Consider the following 17709-nt stretch of genomic DNA (forward strand, 5'->3'; position numbering starts at 1 on the left):
CGCCGATAGGCGCGGGACCTAACGTCTGCCGGGGACCGGGGCGCGCTCGTCACGCTCGGCGCGAGCGCGCCCCGGTCTGGCCGTGATCAGACTTCCTCGACGCTGCTCGGCTCGCGGCGCGACAGGTCGATACCCAGCTCCTCGGCAGCGCGGAAGACTTCCTGCTCCGAGTCGCGAAGGTCGATCGCCGTGCCGTCGCTGCTGAGGACCTCAACGTTGAGGCAGAGCGACTGCATTTCCTTGATGAGAACCTTGAACGATTCCGGAATGCCGGGCTCGGGGATGTTCTCGCCCTTGACGATGGCCTCGTACACCTTGACGCGGCCGGTGACGTCGTCCGACTTGATGGTGAGCAGCTCCTGCAGCGCGTAGGCGGCGCCGTACGCCTCCAGGGCCCACACCTCCATCTCGCCGAATCGCTGACCACCGAACTGCGCCTTACCGCCGAGCGGCTGCTGGGTGATCATCGAGTACGGACCGGTCGAACGGGCGTGGATCTTCTCGTCCACCAGGTGGTGGAGCTTGAGGATGTACATGTAGCCCACCGACACCGGGTCCGGGAACGGCTCGCCGGAACGACCGTCGAACAGCTGCGCCTTGCCGGAGTTGTCGATGAGACGCACGCCGTCACGGGTCTTGTTCGTCGAGTCGAGCAGACCGCGGATCTCGGCCTCTCGCGCACCGTCGAACACCGGGGTGGCGATACGCGTGTTGGCGCCGGCCTGACGCGCGTCCTCGGGGATCTTGGCGGCCCACTCCGGCGTGCCCTCGATGTCCCAACCACGCGACGCGGCCCAGCCCATGTGCAGCTCGAGGACCTGACCCGGGTTCATTCGGGACGGAACACCGAGCGGGTTGAGCACGACGTCGACCGGCGTGCCGTCCTCGAGGAACGGCATGTCCTCAACCGGCAGGATCTTCGAGATGACGCCCTTGTTGCCGTGACGGCCGGCGAGCTTGTCACCGTCGGTGATCTTGCGCTTGTTGGCGACGTACACACGCACGAGCTGGTTGACGCCCGGGGGAAGCTCGTCGCCCTCCTCGCGGTCGAAGACCTTGACGCCGATGACCGTGCCGGTCTCGCCGTGCGGGACCTTCATGGACGTATCACGGACCTCGCGGGCCTTCTCACCGAAGATGGCGCGCAGGAGGCGCTCCTCCGGCGTCAGCTCGGTCTCACCCTTCGGCGTGACCTTGCCGACGAGCAGGTCGCCGTCGCGGACCTCGGCGCCGATGCGGATGATGCCGCGCTCGTCGAGGTCGGCCAGGACCTCCTCGGAGACGTTCGGGATGTCCCGCGTGATCTCCTCCGGGCCGAGCTTCGTGTCACGAGCGTCGATCTCGTGCTCCTCGATGTGGATCGAGGAGAGCGTGTCGTCCTGGACGAGACGCTGGCTGAGGATGATGGCGTCCTCGTAGTTGTAGCCCTCCCACGGCATGAACGCCACGAGCAGGTTCTTACCGAGCGACATCTCGCCACCGTCGGTCGCGGGACCGTCGGCGATGACAGCGCCTTCCTCGAGACGCTCACCCTCGGTGACCACGACACGCTGGTTGTAGCAGGTGCCCTGGTTCGAACGCGTGAACTTCGCGATGCGGTAGGTGCTGTACGTGGCGTCGTCGTTGGCGACGGTCACGAGGTCCGCGGAGACCTCCTGCACGACACCGGCCTTCGTCGCACGCACGACGTCACCCGAGTCGAGTGCCGCGCGGTACTCGATGCCGGTACCCACGAGCGGGGCCTCCGAGCGCACGAGCGGCACGGCCTGACGCTGCATGTTGGCACCCATGAGGGCACGGTTGGCGTCGTCGTGCTCGAGGAACGGGATGAGCGCGGTGGCGGCCGAGACCATCTGACGTGCGGACACGTCCATGAAGTCGACCTCGTCGCGCGCGACGTCGCTCGCCTCGCCGCCCTTGGTGCGGGCCATGACGCGATCCTCGACGAACTCGTTGTCCTGCGTCAGCGGGGCGTTGGCCTGCGCGATGACGTAGGTGTCCTCCTCGTCGGCGGACAGGTAGACGACCTCGTCGGAGACCTTGCCGTTCTCGACCTTGCGGTACGGGGTCTCGACAAATCCGAACGGGTTGATGCGACCGTACGACGCGAGCGAACCGATGAGGCCGATGTTCGGGCCTTCCGGCGTCTCGATCGGGCACATGCGGCCGTAGTGCGACGGGTGGACGTCACGGACCTCCATGCCGGCGCGGTCACGGGAGAGACCACCCGGGCCCAGCGCGGAGAGACGACGCTTGTGCGTCAGACCGGCGAGCGGGTTGTTCTGGTCCATGAACTGCGACAGCTGCGAGGTGCCGAAGAACTCCTTGATCGACGCCACGACCGGGCGGATGTTGATCAGGGTCTGCGGCGTGATGGCCTCGACGTCCTGCGTCGTCATGCGCTCACGAACCACGCGCTCCATACGGGAAAGACCCGTGCGGACCTGGTTCTGGATGAGCTCACCGACGTTGCGGAGGCGACGGTTGCCGAAGTGGTCGATGTCGTCGACCTCGACACGCACGTCGACGTCATCGCCGTGACGCTTGCCCTTCATCGTGTCCTCGCCGGCGTGCAGCGCGACGATGTACTTGATGGTGGCCACGACGTCGTCGACCGACAGCGTCGAGTCCTCGAGGCCGCCGTCGACACCGAGCTTCTTGTTGACCTTGTAGCGGCCGACCTTCGCGAGGTCGTAACGCTTGCCGTTGAAGTACAGGTTGTCGAGCAGCTGCTGAGCGGCCTCACGCGTCGGCGGTTCGCCCGGACGCAGCTTGCGGTAGATCTCGAGCAGCGCGGCGTCCTGGTCGGCCGTGTGGTCCTTCTCCAGGGTGGCGCGCATCGACTCGTACTGGCCGAACTCCTCGAGGATCTGAGCCTCGGTCCAACCGAGGGCCTTGAGCAGGACGGTAACGGACTGCTTGCGCTTGCGGTCGACGCGAACGCCGACCATGTCGCGCTTGTCGACCTCGAACTCGAGCCAGGCACCGCGGCTCGGGATGACCTTGGCCGTGTAGATCTCCTTGTCGGAGGTCTTGTCGATGCTGCGCTCGAAGTACACGCCGGGGCTGCGCACGAGCTGCGAGACGACGACACGCTCGGTGCCGTTGATGACGAAGGTGCCGCGGTCGGTCATGAGCGGGAAGTCGCCCATGAAGACCGTCTGGCTCTTGATCTCGCCGGTCTCGGCGTTCATGAACTCGGCGGTGACGAAGAGGGGAGCCGCGTACGTCATGTCGCGCTCCTTGCATTCGTCGATCGAGTACTTGACGTCCTCGAAGCGGTGGTCGCGGAAGCTCAGCGACATGGAGCCGGAGAAGTCTTCGATCGGGGAGATCTCCTCGAAGATCTCCTCGAGACCGGAGCGCTCGGGGACGTCGACACGGCCCTCGGCCTTGGCGGCAGCCACGCGGGCCTGCCACTTCTCGTTGCCGAGGAGCCAGTCGAAGCTCTCGGTCTGCAACGCGAGCAGATCCGGGATTTCGAGGGGCTCACGAATTTTGGCGAAGGTGAGACGGCCGGAGGCAGTCTTCGCCGAGGACAGAGTCTGGGTCGCGGTGCGCGAAGCAGCCAAGGAGTGTTCCTTCCACAGGCCTAACAGAGCGGCTAATACGTGCCCTCAGCCCCCGGACGGAACCCGAACCCCAACGCACTCGAGCGCGAGGATCGAACCCACCCGTCGTGGTGACCGGGACGCGACGCGGCCGCAGCCGGTCGAACAGTCGATCTCGTCGTCGTGCTTCGTTGGTTTTCGAGGGTGCCCAGAGACAAGGCAGCGCAAAATAGCAGAATAGTCCCCCGGTCGGGGACATGCAAGTTCGACGTCGTCGAGCGTTCGCTTCGTGCGTCGCGCTCCACCTGAGCCGATATGGAACGAGCCTCTCCCCCGAGGCTCGTATTGAGTTACATGAGGATGGCTCAGCCGGGCTCGCCAGTCAAGCACCCACACCGCGCCGCGCCCGAGCGACCGGCAAAACCCCCGTGATGACACCCCATCCGGGTGATTCGCGGCAGGTCGCCGAGCGGGCGCCCGAGGCTCCGGCTAGCCCGCCAGAGCCCCGAACCGCCCACTCAGCCTGGACCACGGACCGACAGCGGCGACGCGCCCGTCCACGAGCACGACGACGCGGTCGGCCCGGGCCAGTGCGGCCCGCTTCGAACTCGCCCCGATGACGGTGGAGCCTCGCTCGCGCAGCGCGTTCCACAACTCCAGCTCGGTGGCGGCGTCGAGGGCGCTCGAGACGTCGTCGGCGACGATGAGTTCGGCGTTGGTGGCGAGTGCGCGCGCCAGGGCGAGACGTTGCACCTGCCCGCCCGACAACCGCAGGCCGCGGTGACCGACCAGCGCATCGACACCCCCGGCCCGCTCGATGTCGGGCACGAGACGGGCATCGGCGACGGCCTCGTCGTACCGTCGCGGCAGACCGAGACGGATGTTGTCACCGAAGGTGCCCGACAGAACGCGGGGCGTCTGGGACACGTACGCCACCTGGCCCGGCCGCAGGAAGCTCTCCTCGTCCTCGACGACCTTCCCGTTCCACCGCAGTTCGCCGGTGTAGCGCACGAGCCCGGCGAGCGCGCCGAGCAGGCTCGACTTGCCTGCACCCACCTGACCGAGGACGAGGACGAGTTCGCCCGCCTCCACGGTGAGCGAGACGTCCTCGACGCCCAGCGTGCCGTCGTCGTGCACGGCCGAGAGGTGCTCGAGGCGCAGGCTCTCGAGCCGTTCCCCCGGCTCCTCTTGGGGCGCCGGGGCCCGGCCCGCCGCGAGGTCGACGTCCTTCGGCAGCGACGTGATGTCACGACCACCCGCGTAGGCCACCGTGGCCTGCTGCCACGCCCGGGTGCCGGGAGCCTCCGTGACCACGGCGCTGGCCACCTGGCCGAACCACTCGAACCCCATCGCCGCGTTCGCGACGAGGAGGCCCGTCGCGAGGCTCCACACGTCCCAGACGACACCGGCCCAGGCGATGACGACACCGGCTTCGATCGCGACGAGCGGAACGCCCTGGAGCACTGCGGCGATGCGGTGTTCACGCACGGCGGCGTCGACGCGGCCCGCGTCCACCTGGCGCAGGTGCTCGCGCGCCTCCCGCAGACGCCCCGCCAGCTTGACGGTGCGCGCCGACTCGACGACGGAGACCAGCGCCCGGCCGAAGCGGGCACGGCTCTTCGACGCCGCGGCGGCTGAACTTCCCGCGAGGGGACGCCCGAGGGCCGAAGCGGCAGCGGAGACCAGCAGGATCGCGGCGAGCACAGCGCCGGTGAGCGGTGTGCCGGACACGAGCGACGTCACCGCGACGATGGCCAGACCGTTGAGGAAGTCGACCCAGCGGTCGGCGTATTTCACGAAGCGGTCGGCGTCCATCGCTCGGGCCACGACCTCACCGGGCGGGGTGGCCTCCAGCCGCGACGTTGCCGTCTGACCGAGCAGCACGTTGAGTCGCACTCGAAGGAGCACCTCGATCCACCACCGGGGGTAGCGCGAAACGGCCCACGCGAGGATGCCCGGCCCGAGCAGCACCGCGACGAGGGAGGCGACGAGCCAGGGGCGCCACTCAGCATCCGCGACGAGGGCCTCGACCGTCGTTCCCCACACCCAACCGGTGATGGCTCCCACCGAACCGACGAGGGAGAAGGCGAGGAAGCCCAGCCCCGGGATGGCGCCCCACAGGGGCTTGACCAGGAGCGCGTCACGGATACCCCGCCACAGCGGAGGGGCGGGGTCGACCTTGCGGGCGGCAGGCACGTCAGTGCGCCGACGAGCTCGCAGAACGGGTTGATCGTCCGGCGCCGACGGCGCGTCAGGCGTATCGGCCTCGGGTACTGAAGCGTCGGCTGCCTCCGCAGCCTCGAGGAGGCGGCTGAAGTGGCCCGGTGCCTGCGACAGCTCGTCGTGCGTGCCGAACTGCGCCACGCGGCCGCGATCGAGCACCGCGACGAAGTCAGCGCGTTCGATGGTCGAGAGGCGGTGGGCGATGATGACCCCGGTGCGGTTCTTGAGCAGCCGCTCCGACGCCGCGACCACGCGCGCCTCCGTCACCGGATCCATCCGCGCCGTGGCCTCGTCGAGGATGACGACCTCGACGTCGCGTGCGAGCAGACGGGCGAAGGCGACGAGTTGCGCCTCCCCCGCCGAGAGCGTGATGCCTCCCGGGCCGAGCAGGGTGTCGACGCCGTTCGGCAGTCCCTCGACCCAGTCGCTCAACCCGAGCTCGGCCATGATCGCCGTCACCCGGGCATTGTCCGCCTCGCCGAAGAGCGTGACGTTCTCGGCCAGCGTGCCCGCGAGGATGTCGGTCTTCTGGGTCACCGTCCCCACAGCGGCGCGCAGGGCGTCGACGTCGAGCTCGAGCACATCACGTCCGCCGACGAACACCTGGCTCGCAGGCGGCTCGACGGCCCTGGGGACGAGGCTCGCGAGCGTCGACTTGCCGGAACCCGTGCGCCCGACGAGCGCGAGCGTCGCACCGGCGGGAAGCCGCAGGTCGACGTTCTCGAGGACGACGTCGTCCCCCGTGTAGGAGAACGTGAGGTCGCGGAACTCGAGGCTGAGATCGCCGTCGGGGACCGGATCGCCCTCGACGCGCTCGGGCTCGACCGCCATGAGCTGACGCAGTCGGGTGATGGCGCCGAGGCCGGCCTGCAGGTCGGGAAGCTGCTCGGCGAGGCGCCCGACCCGCCCGACGAAGGTGCTCGTCACGAGCACGAGCGTCACAACCTGCGAGACCGCGAGGTCACCGCGCGAGGCGAGAACGACACTGACCGCCATCGCCACGGCGAGCAGGAGATGCAGCGTCAGCCCGGAGCGAAGGATGACGCCGACTTCGAGGCGCAGCACGTCCTGGAAACGACGGTGCACCACCGACGACAGGCGCACGATGTTGGCGAGGACGAAGCCCTGGCCGAGGTTGGTGCGGATGTCGTCACGCGCGGCCACGCCCTCTTCGAACGCAGCGGCGTGCTCTGTCCACTGGGCTTCCTCGATGACCTTCCGCTCGGCGATCTTGCCCAGCAGGGGTTTGATGAGCCAGAAGGCCCCCGCGGCGAAGAGCGGGAACAGCACCCACGCGGGAGTCCAGGACACGCCCGCCACGACCCACATGGGCACGAGCGCGAAGACGGTGTTGAGCACCATCCACAGCTGCATGCGCACGAGGTTGTTCACCTCGTGGGTGTCGTCGTCGACGCGGTCGAGCACCTCTCCCACGGCCTGCTCCGACAGCGCCGCGAGGGGCTGGTGGAGCACGGCGTCGACGAGGTCCTGGCGCAGCGCGCCGGCAGCCCGGTCGACGACGGTGGCCCACACGTATCGACCCACCGTGTTGAGCACGGCGCTGCCGAGCAGGAGCACGGCCAGCCACGCGACGAGCCCGCCCTCGGGATGTTCCGCGAGCCGCCCTGCGAGGAGCGCCGCGATCGAAGGACCCACCGACGAGACGGCCAGTGCAACGAGCGCGATCACAGCGGCGGGGCCACGCAGGCGTCGCCAATCGACAGGAGCCCGATGGGCTTCGGAAGCCGATCGGGTGGGGGCGGACGCTGACTGCTGACTCATGGCCCGGAACACATTAGAGGCAGCCGGTGACAACCGCACACGAATATTGCCCCGACACAAACGACCATCGGCCGCACCCGCAGGTGCGACCCGATGGTCGAAGTTCACGATCCCAGGCGAGCCCGGGACGAGATCACTTGAGCTCGACGGTGGCGCCGGCGCCTCGAGGGACTCCTTGGCCTTGTCCGCGGTCTCCTTGTTGACACCCTCGAGAACGGGCTTCGGAGCACCGTCAACGAGGTCCTTGGCCTCCTTCAGACCGAGGGACGTCAGGGCGCGGACCTCCTTGATGACCTGGATCTTCTTGTCACCGGCAGCGGCCAGGATGACGTCGAACTCGTCCTTCTCCTCGGCAGCGGCAGCGTCGCCACCGGCAGCCGGAGCGGCACCGGCAACTGCAACCGGGGCAGCAGCGGTGACGTTGAACGTGTCCTCGAAGAGCGTCACGAACTCGGAGAGCTCGATGAGCGTCATTTCCTTGAAAGCCTCAAGGAGCTCGTCGTTGGAGAGCTTCGCCATGATGGGCGTCCTTTCTGTTCTTGTCGGATCGCAGATGTTCTCTGGTGATCCGTGCCGTGAGTGGCGTTGTGTTGGGTGCGACCTGCTCGACGGGTGTCGAGATCAGGCCTCGTCGCCACCCTCGGCGACGTCTGCGGTGGCCTCTTCGGCAGCCGGAGCTGCGTCGGAAACCGGGCCCTCGGTCTCGACCTTCGCGCGCAGGGCCTCGATTGCACGAGAGCTCTGCGACAGCGGGGCCGCGAAGAGGTAAACCGCCTGGCTGAGCGAGGCCTGGAAGCCCCCGGCCAGCTTGGCGAGCAGGGTCTCGCGGGACTCGAGGTCCGCAAGCTTGTTGATCTCCTCGGCCGACATGGCCTTGCCGTCAAGGACGCCGCCCTTGATGACGAGGAGAGGGTTGGCCTTGGCGAAGTCACGCAGCTTCTTCGCCGTCTCCACCGGGTCACCGGTGACGAAGGCGATAGCGGACGGGCCCTGGAGCTGGCCGTCGAAGGCCGTCACTCCGGCCTCGGCAGCCGCACGAGCGGTCAGCGTGTTCTTCACCACGGAGTAAGTGGCGTGCTCACGAATGGAGTTACGCAGATCGGTGATCTGCGCCACGGTCAGGCCGCGGTACTCCGTCAGCACGGCAGCATCCGAGTTGCGGAAGTTGTCCGCGAGCTCGGCAATGGCTGCATCCTTTGCGGCAGTAGCCATGCGTGCCTCCTTCGGTGGTGAATGCCAGTCGTGAGGGCGCACATGAAAAAGAGCCTCAGGCGCAGGCGCGCTGAGGCTCGTATGTCACCGACGATCACACTCGAAGAGGCGATCACGATGGACGGCTTAGCTCACCTGCGCGGGCTGCTCACTTCCGTGAGGCCTTCGGTCGTGCGCCGCTTCGAGAAGCAACTCATGACAACCGGCGGTCATTGGTACGCAAGAGACTACCGGGCGCGGTGCCAGCGACCAAATCGAGGGCGCCGTCTTGCCCGGACGGCACGGACGTCGTCGACAGCACACCTGCTGTTCATCCACCGGACGCATCGGGCGCGCTCCGCGAACTCCTTTGGCAGCGTATGTTTTTCGGCGCACCCTGAAAACTCCTTGGAAGGCATCCCCATGGGTCAGCACCCTCCCCGCCGGTTCCTCGCCGGCACGACCGCCCTCGTCGTGGTCGGCGCGCTCGGCACCGCGTTCAGCCCCGCGCAAGCCGCGTCCTCGACCGTCCTCGTCTCCGAGGTCTTTGGGGGCGGCGGCAACTCCGGCGCTCCGCTGCGCAGCGACTTCGTCGAGCTGTACAACGCCTCCGGCACGGCGATCGACCTCACCGGGTGGAGCGTGCAGTACTGGTCCGCCTCAGGCACGAGCGCGCAGACGACGCCCCTCACCGGCTCGGTCCCGGCGGGCCACCACTTCCTCGTCCAGGAGGCTGACGGAGCGAACACCTCGGCCGCGGCCCTTCCGAACGCCGACGTGACGGGCCGCATCCCCATGTCCTCCTCCGCCGGTCGGGTCGCCCTCGTCAACGCCGATGGCGCCACCGTCGACCTCGTCGGCTGGGGCAATGCGGCGGTCGCCGAAGGAGCCCCGGCTCCCGCGACGTCGAACACCACCTCCGTCGCACGCCGCAGCGAGTGCACAGACACCGACGACAACGCGAGTGACTTCGCCACCGGGGCGCCCTCTCCGGCGGGCGCTGCCGCCGGCGCGAGCTCGTGCTCTGCCGTGCAGCCGCCAGCCCCATCGGCCACGACCATTCAGGAGATCCAGGGATCGTCGCACCTCTCCCCGCTGCGCGATCAGCGCGTGAGCGGCGTTGCCGGTGTCATCACGGCGACCTCGCGCACCGGCTTCTGGATGCAGGCGCCCAGCGACGAGAACGACGCCACGAGTGATGCTGTCTTCGTCTACACCAGGTCGGCGCCGGCGCAGAGCGTCGGTGACGCCGTCGAGGTCGCCGGCGTGGTCACCGAGTTCCGCCCCGGCGGCGCATCCGGCAACGACAACCTCACGACGACCCAGATCTCGAGCCCGAAGGTCTCCGTCACCGGCCACGGCCAGGCGATTCCGGCCGTGTGGATCGGCAAGGACCGCATCGCACCGCAGCAGACGATCGAAGCGGGCGACCCCAAGAGCGTCGAGTACGACTCCGCCGTCTTCGACCCGGCCCGGCACTCCATCGACTTCAACGAGTCCCTCGAGGGCATGAAAGTGGCTCTCGACGATGCGCGCGCCGTCGGCCCCACGAACGCGCGCTACGGCGAGACGCCCGTCGTGCCCGGCCAGAACGTCAGCGCCACCACCAGCCCGCGCGGCGTCGTGTACGGCGGATATGACCGCCCCAACGCCATGCGCCTCGTTCTCGACGACTCGCTCATCCCGGCGAACTCCATCCCCGCAGCCAACGTCGGCGACACCTACACGGGCACGACCATGGGCATTATGGACTATGCCTTCGCCATGCCCCACGTCCTCGTCACGACGCCCGCCGGCCACATGACGTCCGGCCTCACCCGCGAGACGACGAGCGCACAGTCGAACAACCAGCTCGCCGTCGCCACGTTCAACGTCGAGAATCTCGCGCCCAGCGACCAGCAGGACAAGTACGACCGCCTCGCCGACCAGGTGACGACCAACCTCCGCTCGCCCGACGTCCTCGCGCTCGAGGAGATCCAGGACGACAACGGGGTGCAGAACGACGGCACCGTGGACTCCTCCACCACCGTGCGCAAGCTCGTCGACACGACCAGGGCCAGGCGCGGTCCCGCCTACGAGGCACGGTGGGTCAACCCCGAGGACGGCCAGGACGGCGGCGCGCCCGGCGGCAACATCCGTCAGGTCTTCCTCTTCCGCACCGGCCGCGACATCGACTTCGTCGACGCCGGCAACCCGTCCGCGACGACAGCCACGCAGGTCATCGGGCGCGGCAAGAAGGCGGCGCTCGCCGTCTCCCCCGGCCGCATCGACCCGACGAACCCCGCCTTCGCGGACTCCCGCAAACCACTCGTCGGCCAGTTCCGCTTCCGCGGCGAGAACGTCTTCGTCATCGCCAATCACTTCAACTCCAAGGGCGGCGACGACCCGCTGTTCGGTCGGTGGCAGCAACCCGTTCGCTCCTCCGAGACCCAGCGCCACGCCCAGGCGCAGGTGGTGCGAACCTTCACCGACCAGCTCCTCGCAGCCGACCCCGACGCACGAATCGTCGCCCTCGGCGACATCAACGACTTCGAGTTCAGCCGCACCACCGACATCCTCGTCGGCTCCGGAGCGAACGCGATGACGGACCTGCCGCGCACGCTCACCGCGAACGAGCGCTACAGCTACGTCTACGAGGGCAACAGCCAGATCCTCGACCACATCCTCGTCTCGCCGCAGCTGACGCGCAGCCCCAAGGGCTGGAAGGGCGCGCCCTACAGCTACGACATCGTGCACACGAACAGCGAGTTCACCGACCAGGACTCCGACCACGATCCGCAGGTGGTGCGACTGCAGATCCGCCCCAACTGATCCGATCAGCACAACGCACGAGGCCCCGCCGAGTTCGACTCGGTGGGGCCTCGTGCGTCAACGAGAAAGATCAGGCCTGCTCGCCCGACTCCTCCATGAGGTTGCGCGTACGCGACTGGTCGAGCAGGATGCCGGGGCCCATCGTCGTGGCCAGCGTGGCCTTCGTGATGTAGCGACCCTTCGACGCGGACGGCTTGAGGCGCAGGATCTCCTCCAGCGCAGCCGCGTAGTTCTCGACGAGGGCGCGCTCGTCGAACGAGGCCTTGCCGATGATGAAGTGAAGGTTCGCGTGCTTGTCGACGCGGAACTCGATCTTTCCGCCCTTGATGTCGGAGACGGCCTTGGCGACGTCCATCGTCACCGTGCCCGTCTTCGGGTTCGGCATGAGACCGCGGGGGCCGAGGACCTTACCGAGACGACCGACCTTGCCCATGAGGTCCGGCGTGGCGACGACGGCGTCGAAGTCCGTCCAGCCGCCCTGAACCTTGGCGATGAGGTCGTCCGAACCGACGAAGTCGGCGCCGGCGGCCTCAGCCGCAGCTGCCTTGTCGCCGTTCGCGAAGACGAGGACGCGGGCCGTCTTACCCGTGCCGTGCGGCAGGTTGACCGTGCCGCGGACCATCTGGTCGGCCTTGCGCGGGTCGACACCGAGACGCATCGCGACCTCGACGGTGGGGTCGAACTTCGTCTCGTTCGTCGACTTGGCGATACGAACCGCCTCGAGCGGGGAGTAGAGCTTGCCGGCCTCGATCTTCTCTTCGGCCGCGCGGTAAGCCTTGCTGCGCTTCATGAGTTCTCCTTGGAACAGGTGGAGGTCGTGGTTGTACGGACCAGCGCGGGCCCAACCACTTTCGAACCGTGAGGTTCACGACGGACGGAAAGGCCCCGAACGCCGCTGATACCACAAGGGCAACCCTTCAAGGATAGCCGAAGGGCCCAGCCCACCGAAATCGGTGAGCCAGGCCCTTCGAGGACGACAGCGGTGGAGATCAGGCCATATTTTCTGGACTGAAAGCACACCGCCGGATCGTCACCTACGAAGCGAACGCGCGGCGTCCGTTCCGTCGGTGCACTTTCAGTCCGTCGTGATACCCATCGAGCGCGCGGTCCCGGCAATGATGCGCGAGGCCATGTCGATGTCGTTGGCGTTCAGGTCCTGCATCTTCATCTCGGCGATCTCGCGGATCTGGTCCTTGCTCAGGTGAGCGACCTTCGTCTTGTGGGGCTCGCCGGAACCCTTCTGCACGCCCGCAGCCTTCTTGATGAGCTCAGCAGCCGGCGGCGTCTTCGTGATGAACGTGAAGGAGCGGTCTTCGTAGACCGTGATCTCGACCGGGATGACGTTGCCACGCTGGGATTCCGTCGCGGCATTGTACGCCTTGACGAACTCCATGATGTTGACGCCGTGCTGACCCAGCGCCGGACCGACCGGCGGTGCCGGCGTAGCCGCGCCGGCCTGGATCTGCAGCTTGATGAAGCCGGAAACCTTCTTCTTCGGGGGCATGGTGCCACCTCTTTCGTGTTGTGGGCCGACGCCGTGGGCGATGACCCGGTTGCATCCTCGTCACCCGGACGGGCGACGAGAGGAACAGGTGGGGCTGATCAGATCTTGGCGACCTGGTTGAAGCCCAGTTCGACCGGCGTTTCGCGGCCGAAAATGGAGACGAGGACCTTGAGCTTCGCGGTGTCAGCGTTGATCTCGGAGATCGTCGCGGGCAGCGTCTCGAACGGGCCCTCCATGACGGTGACGGACTCGCCGACGGTGAAGTCGACAGCAACCGGGGCCGTGCCCGAGCCGCCCTTGGCGCCTCCGGTGGCAGCGGCGTCGGAAGCCTTCTCCGGCTCGTCGAACGTCGGGTTCAGCATCGTGACGACCTCATCGATCGACAGCGGCGACGGCTGGTGGGCGTTGCCCACGAAGCCGGTGACGCCCGGCGTGTGACGCACGGCGCCCCACGACTCGTCGGTGAGGTCCATGCGCACGAGGACGTATCCGGGCATGCGAACGCGCGTGCCGGACTTCTTCTGACCGTTGCGGATCTCGGTGTACTCCTCGATCGGCACCTCGCTCTGGAAGATGTAGTCCTCCATGTTGAGGCTCGTGATGCGCTGCTCGAGGTTCGTCTTCACGCGCTTCTCGTAGCCGGCGTAGGAGTGGATGACGTACCAGTCACCGAACTGCGACTTGAGGTCGGCGATGAAGGCCTCGCGCGGGTCGACGGCAGCCTCGTCGGCGCCGTCCTCGGAAGCGGACGCCTCGTCCTCGGTGCGCGCGGCGTTCTCCTCGTCGGCTTCGTCGGCCGTCGGCAGCTTGCCGATCTCGCCGAGCTCGGGCGTGAGATCGGCGTCCGGCGTCTGTGCGGCGTCGGCCGCGTACTCGGCCTCTTCTCGAGCGGCGGGCGAGAGCTGCTCGGGGTTCTGCTCGGTCATCGACCCTGCTTCCTTCACATGAGGGGAACTACATTCAAGTGGTGCGCCACACAAGCGCGCCGCCCGTGCCTCCCGCGAAGCGGGCGCCCAGGCGGCGACTCTCGTGATGTCTCGGGGATCAGCCGGAGCCGAAGACCCACGACACCGCACGCGTGAACATCCAGTCTAGACCGTTGACGTAGGCCATGATGACCGCGAGGAACACCAGGACGGCAATCGTGAAGCTGGTGAGTTCGTCACGCGTGGGGTAGACGACCTTGCGCATCTCGTCGATCACCTGTCGGACGAACAACAGGATGCGGCCGAAGAAACCGCGGCGCTCACGCTCGCCTGCGACGGCAGTGCTCGTCGCTGCGTCGTTGTCTGCCACAGTGTCACCCTTCCGGATCAGTGCGCTGTGCAGGGCACGAGGGACTTGAACCCCCAACCCCCGGTTTTGGAGACCGGTGCTCTGCCAATTGAGCTAGTGCCCTTCGCGGGTTGCCCCGCGCGGTATCCCGAATGGGTGTCCGGTCTACCGGCGCACGAGTCTACGGGACGAACGGCGCTGGGTGGAAATCGGGGTGGCCTCAGGCGGCGGGGCTGCGTCACGGTCGGGAACGCCCGCGCTCGGTGACAGGATGAGGGTGTGACCGGAACGACCAGGACCGCCCGCGACATCGACACCCTCCCGAAGGCCCACCTGCATCTGCACTTCACTGGCTCGATGGCGTTCGACACGCTGCTCGACCTCAGCGTCGCTCACCGAGTTCGCCTTCCGGAGAGCCTCACCGCCCACTGGCCGCCGACGCTCGCCTCTGCCATGGACGAACGCGGCTGGTTCCGGTTCCAGCGCCTCTACGACGCGGCCCGCGCCTGCGTGCGCTCGGAGGACGACATGCGACGCATCGTGGACGAGGCCGCGGCCACAGACGCCGCGGAGGGTTCGCGATGGCTGGAGATCCAGGTCGACCCCACCTCCTACGCCCCCTTCGTCGGCGGAATCACACCCGCGCTGGAGATCGTGCTCGACGAAGCGCAGAAGGCGTCCGAGCGCCACGACATCGGCGTCGGCGTCGTCGTGGCTGCCTCGCGCCTCAAGCACCCCTTCGACGCCCGCACACTCGCCCGGCTCGCCGCGAGGAACGCAGGCCCGGTTGTCGGCTTCGGGTTGAGTAACGACGAGCGCCGCGGTGACACCGAGAGCTTCGCGCCGGCCTTCCGCATCGCCCGGGACGCCGGGCTCGCCTCGCTCCCCCACGGCGGTGAGCTGCTCGGCCCCGACGCGGTCACGGAAACGCTCGATGCGCTGCGTCCCGACCGCCTCGGCCACGGGGTGCGCAGTGCGGATTCCGATGACGTCCTGCGCAGGGTCGTCGACGACGGTGTGGGCCTCGAGGTGTGTCCCGGCAGCAACGTCGCGCTCGGCGTCTACGAGGAAGCCCGTGACGTGCCCCTGCGCCGCCTCTTCGACGCCGGCGCCAAGATGGCGCTCGGCGCGGACGATCCCCTGCTGTTCGGCTCGCGCCTGAGCGATCAGTACCGCACGGCGCGCGAGGTCCACGGCCTCAGCGACGCCGAACTCGCGCAGCTGGCACGCGACAGCTTCGCCATCTCCCGAGCACCGCAGGACGTCGTGCACCGCGCGAACGCCGACATCGACGCGTGGCTGCTCGCCCAGCCCGCCGGCTCGACCCAGACCAGCGACGCGTGACGCTCAGAGCGTGAGGCCGACCCAGACGGGCTCGGGCACGAGACGGACGCCGAAGGCCTCCTCCACGCCGTCGACGACGACGCGGGCGAGCGCTGCGACATCGGCAGCAGTGGCCGTACCGCGGTTCGTCAGGGCGAGCGTGTGCTTCGTCGAGAGTGCCGCCGGGCCGGGCATGTTGTAGCCCTTGCCGAAGCCGCCCTTGTCGATGAGCCACGCGGCCGACGTCTTGAGCATGTCGGGGTGCGCCGCGCCCGCGGGGAACTGCGGAGGCACCGGGCCGTCGGCGCCGAGGCGCTCCTCGGCGCGCGCGACGATCGAGTCCATTTGCTCACGCGTGACGATGGGGTTGGTGAAGAACGAGCCGCACGACCACGTGTCGTGATCGCCCGCCTCGAGCACCATGCCGCGCTTCGCGCGCTGCGCGAGAACGCCTGCACGCGCGTCGGCGAGCGGCACGCGCTGGCCCTGCTCGACGCCCAGGCCGGCCGCGAGGTCGGCGTACGCGATGGGCTGGCTGCGGTCTGCCTTGCGCAGATGGAACGAGACGTCGAGCACGACGTAGCGCCCGCTCTTGTCACCGTCGCGATACGGGGTGTTCTTGAAGATGCTGTGGCGGTAGGTGAACTCGCAGTCGGCGTTCGCGAAGGTCTTGATCTGCTGCGTCACCCGGTCGTAGGTGCGCACGCTGGAGATCGTCTGGGCGACCTCCTGGCCGTAGGCGCCGACGTTCTGCACCGGGGTGGCACCGACGAGGCCCGGAATACCGGAGAGCGCCTCGATGCGCGACCAGTCACGCTCACACGCCTCGCGCACGAAGTCGTCCCACACGACGCCGGCACCGACGCGGACGGTGACGCCACCGCAGTCGGAGTCGTGCTCGATCTCGAGGCCCTGGTTGGCGATCTTGACGACCGTTCCGGGGAACCCCTCGTCGGCGATGAGCAGGTTGGAGCCGCCGGAGAGAACGAGCAGGGGCTCGCCCGCGTCGTCGGTCTCGCGCACGGCGTCGACGATCTCGTCGATGGTCTCGGCCACGACGAGGCGGCGTGCGGGGCCGCCGACGTGCATCGTCGTCAGCGATGCCAGGGGGATGTCGAACTGCTCCTGCACGAAGACCTCACTCAGATGTTGACGACCGCTCGGGCTCGGTTCAAGACCTTAATGCCTGCCACCGACACGGCCGCATCGAGCGTCACGGTGCCGGCGGACTCGTCCGTTGCGGCGACCGTGAGAACGAGCGCCACCTCGACGCCGTCGTCACCGGCCGGCACGACGACCGGGGCGGCGAAGCGCGTCGTGAAGGATGCGACCTCACGCCCCGCCGCTACCGTCTCGACGGCGGAAGCCACCAGGCCCATGGTGAGCATGCCGTGCGCGATGACGTCGGGCAGACCGACGGAGCGGGCAAACTCCTCGTCCTGGTGGATGGGGTTCTGATCGCCACTCGCGTTGGCATAGGCCACGAGGTCGGCTCGCAGCAGACGGTGGGTCGTCGACCAGACCTCGTCACCGACCTCGGCGTCGGCGAGGCATGTCACGGTGCTCATGCCTGCTCCCCTCGAATGACGACGACACTCGTCGTCGTGACGCGGGGCTCGCCCGCAGTGGTCTCGACGCCCGTCTCGAGCGTCACCATGTCGTGGCCCCCGGCCGAGCGCACCCGGCGCACCGTGGTGGTGGCGACGAGTTCGTCACCCGCGACGATCGGGGCGTGGTAGGTGAAGCCCTCCTCGCCGTGGACGAGCCGCGAGAAGTCGACGTTCGCCTCCGGATCGACCATGAACTCGGCCTCGGCGCGCTGTGCGATCGTGACGGCGAACGTCAGGGGCGCAGCCTGTGACGTCGCGCCCGAGCTGGCGCCGGGCGAGCGAACGGCCGCAGCGAAGGCGTCGAGCTCGTCCTGCGTCACGACGTGCGGCTCCGGAATGGAATAGGTGCGGCCCTCGACGGCCGGATTCACTGCCATGGCTCGACCGTAGGCGCCCCGCAGGGCTACCCGGAAGTCGCTGCCGACGCCGAACCTGCGCG

Annotated in this window: 12 protein-coding genes and 1 tRNA gene; 2 read left to right on the forward strand and 11 right to left on the reverse strand. The window is 68.2% G+C overall.

All coding sequences use genetic code 11. The annotated features are described in order from the left end of the window. Positions 1-86: 86 nt before the first annotated feature. The 3 genes from rpoB to rplJ all read right to left on the reverse strand — a co-directional run bounded on the left by rpoB (position 87) and on the right by rplJ (position 8768). The gene (rpoB, locus tag D1832_RS01170) at positions 87-3572 is read right to left on the reverse strand and encodes a DNA-directed RNA polymerase subunit beta (RefSeq protein WP_118912243.1); all 3486 of its coding nucleotides are present in this window, start codon (positions 3570-3572) and stop codon (positions 87-89) included. 468 nt (positions 3573-4040) lie between these two features. Further along, on the reverse strand, positions 4041-8075 hold the full coding sequence (gene rplL, locus D1832_RS01175) for a 50S ribosomal protein L7/L12 (RefSeq protein ID WP_118912244.1): 4035 nt from the start codon (positions 8073-8075) through the stop codon (positions 4041-4043). Between the two features lie 102 nt (positions 8076-8177). Beyond that, positions 8178-8768 (reverse strand): 50S ribosomal protein L10, encoded by a 591-nt coding sequence (rplJ, locus tag D1832_RS01180; RefSeq protein ID WP_118912245.1) that lies wholly within the window; start codon positions 8766-8768, stop codon positions 8178-8180. A gap of 402 nt (positions 8769-9170) precedes the next feature. Between rplJ and D1832_RS01185 the strand changes: the two genes are divergently transcribed. Continuing rightward, positions 9171-11558: a lamin tail domain-containing protein gene (locus tag D1832_RS01185; protein ID WP_118912246.1), complete on the forward strand. Its 2388-nt coding sequence runs from the start codon at positions 9171-9173 to the stop codon at positions 11556-11558. Between the two features lie 70 nt (positions 11559-11628). Here D1832_RS01185 and rplA read toward each other — a convergent pair whose 3' ends face one another. The 5 genes from rplA to D1832_RS01210 all read right to left on the reverse strand — a co-directional run bounded on the left by rplA (position 11629) and on the right by D1832_RS01210 (position 14461). Then, positions 11629-12348: a 50S ribosomal protein L1 gene (gene rplA / locus D1832_RS01190; protein WP_118912247.1), complete on the reverse strand. Its 720-nt coding sequence runs from the start codon at positions 12346-12348 to the stop codon at positions 11629-11631. A 285-nt stretch (positions 12349-12633) separates the two neighbouring features. After that, positions 12634-13062, reverse strand: a complete 429-nt coding sequence (gene rplK, locus D1832_RS01195; protein ID WP_047310409.1) for a 50S ribosomal protein L11 — start codon at positions 13060-13062, stop codon at positions 12634-12636. A gap of 98 nt (positions 13063-13160) precedes the next feature. Continuing rightward, positions 13161-13988 (reverse strand): transcription termination/antitermination protein NusG, encoded by an 828-nt coding sequence (gene nusG, locus D1832_RS01200; protein WP_118912248.1) that lies wholly within the window; start codon positions 13986-13988, stop codon positions 13161-13163. Between the two features lie 118 nt (positions 13989-14106). Continuing rightward, on the reverse strand, positions 14107-14358 hold the full coding sequence (gene secE, locus D1832_RS01205; protein ID WP_118912249.1) for a preprotein translocase subunit SecE: 252 nt from the start codon (positions 14356-14358) through the stop codon (positions 14107-14109). 30 nt (positions 14359-14388) lie between these two features. After that, a tRNA-Trp gene (locus tag D1832_RS01210) sits at positions 14389-14461 on the reverse strand. Between the two features lie 155 nt (positions 14462-14616). Between D1832_RS01210 and D1832_RS01215 the strand changes: the two genes are divergently transcribed. Beyond that, complete coding sequence (locus D1832_RS01215; protein ID WP_118912250.1) at positions 14617-15681, forward strand: adenosine deaminase; 1065 nt, start codon at positions 14617-14619, stop codon at positions 15679-15681. A gap of 3 nt (positions 15682-15684) precedes the next feature. Here the strand turns inward: D1832_RS01215 and D1832_RS01220 are convergent, their stop codons facing one another. Genes D1832_RS01220 through D1832_RS01230 form a run of 3 tightly spaced genes read right to left on the reverse strand, consistent with a single transcriptional unit; the run spans position 15685 to position 17647 of the window. Then, positions 15685-16791, reverse strand: a complete 1107-nt coding sequence (locus tag D1832_RS01220) for a UDP-N-acetylmuramate dehydrogenase (protein WP_118912251.1) — start codon at positions 16789-16791, stop codon at positions 15685-15687. Positions 16792-16802: 11 nt separating this feature from the next. Continuing rightward, positions 16803-17228, reverse strand: a complete 426-nt coding sequence (locus D1832_RS01225) for a MaoC/PaaZ C-terminal domain-containing protein (RefSeq protein ID WP_118912252.1) — start codon at positions 17226-17228, stop codon at positions 16803-16805. Then, complete coding sequence (locus D1832_RS01230; protein ID WP_118912253.1) at positions 17225-17647, reverse strand: FAS1-like dehydratase domain-containing protein; 423 nt, start codon at positions 17645-17647, stop codon at positions 17225-17227. The genes D1832_RS01225 and D1832_RS01230 overlap by 4 nt, the downstream gene beginning before the upstream one ends. Between the last annotated feature and the right edge of the window lie 62 nt (positions 17648-17709).

It is taken from the genome of Dermacoccus abyssi, from assembly GCF_003515945.1.
Classification (GTDB): Bacteria; Actinomycetota; Actinomycetes; order Actinomycetales; family Dermatophilaceae; genus Dermacoccus; species Dermacoccus abyssi.

Coding starts and splice junctions, on each gene's coding strand:
- D1832_RS01225 (WP_118912252.1), bottom strand. CDS start 17,228: ATGAGCACCGTGACATGCCTCGCCGACGCCGAGGTCGGTGACGAGGTC.
- rplK (WP_047310409.1), bottom strand. CDS start 13,062: ATGCCCCCGAAGAAGAAGGTTTCCGGCTTCATCAAGCTGCAGATCCAG.
- D1832_RS01230 (WP_118912253.1), bottom strand. CDS start 17,647: ATGGCAGTGAATCCGGCCGTCGAGGGCCGCACCTATTCCATTCCGGAG.
- rplJ (WP_118912245.1), bottom strand. CDS start 8,768: ATGGCTACTGCCGCAAAGGATGCAGCCATTGCCGAGCTCGCGGACAAC.
- nusG (WP_118912248.1), bottom strand. CDS start 13,988: ATGACCGAGCAGAACCCCGAGCAGCTCTCGCCCGCCGCTCGAGAAGAG.
- rplL (WP_118912244.1), bottom strand. CDS start 8,075: ATGGCGAAGCTCTCCAACGACGAGCTCCTTGAGGCTTTCAAGGAAATG.
- rplA (WP_118912247.1), bottom strand. CDS start 12,348: ATGAAGCGCAGCAAGGCTTACCGCGCGGCCGAAGAGAAGATCGAGGCC.
- D1832_RS01185 (WP_118912246.1), top strand. CDS start 9,171: ATGGGTCAGCACCCTCCCCGCCGGTTCCTCGCCGGCACGACCGCCCTC.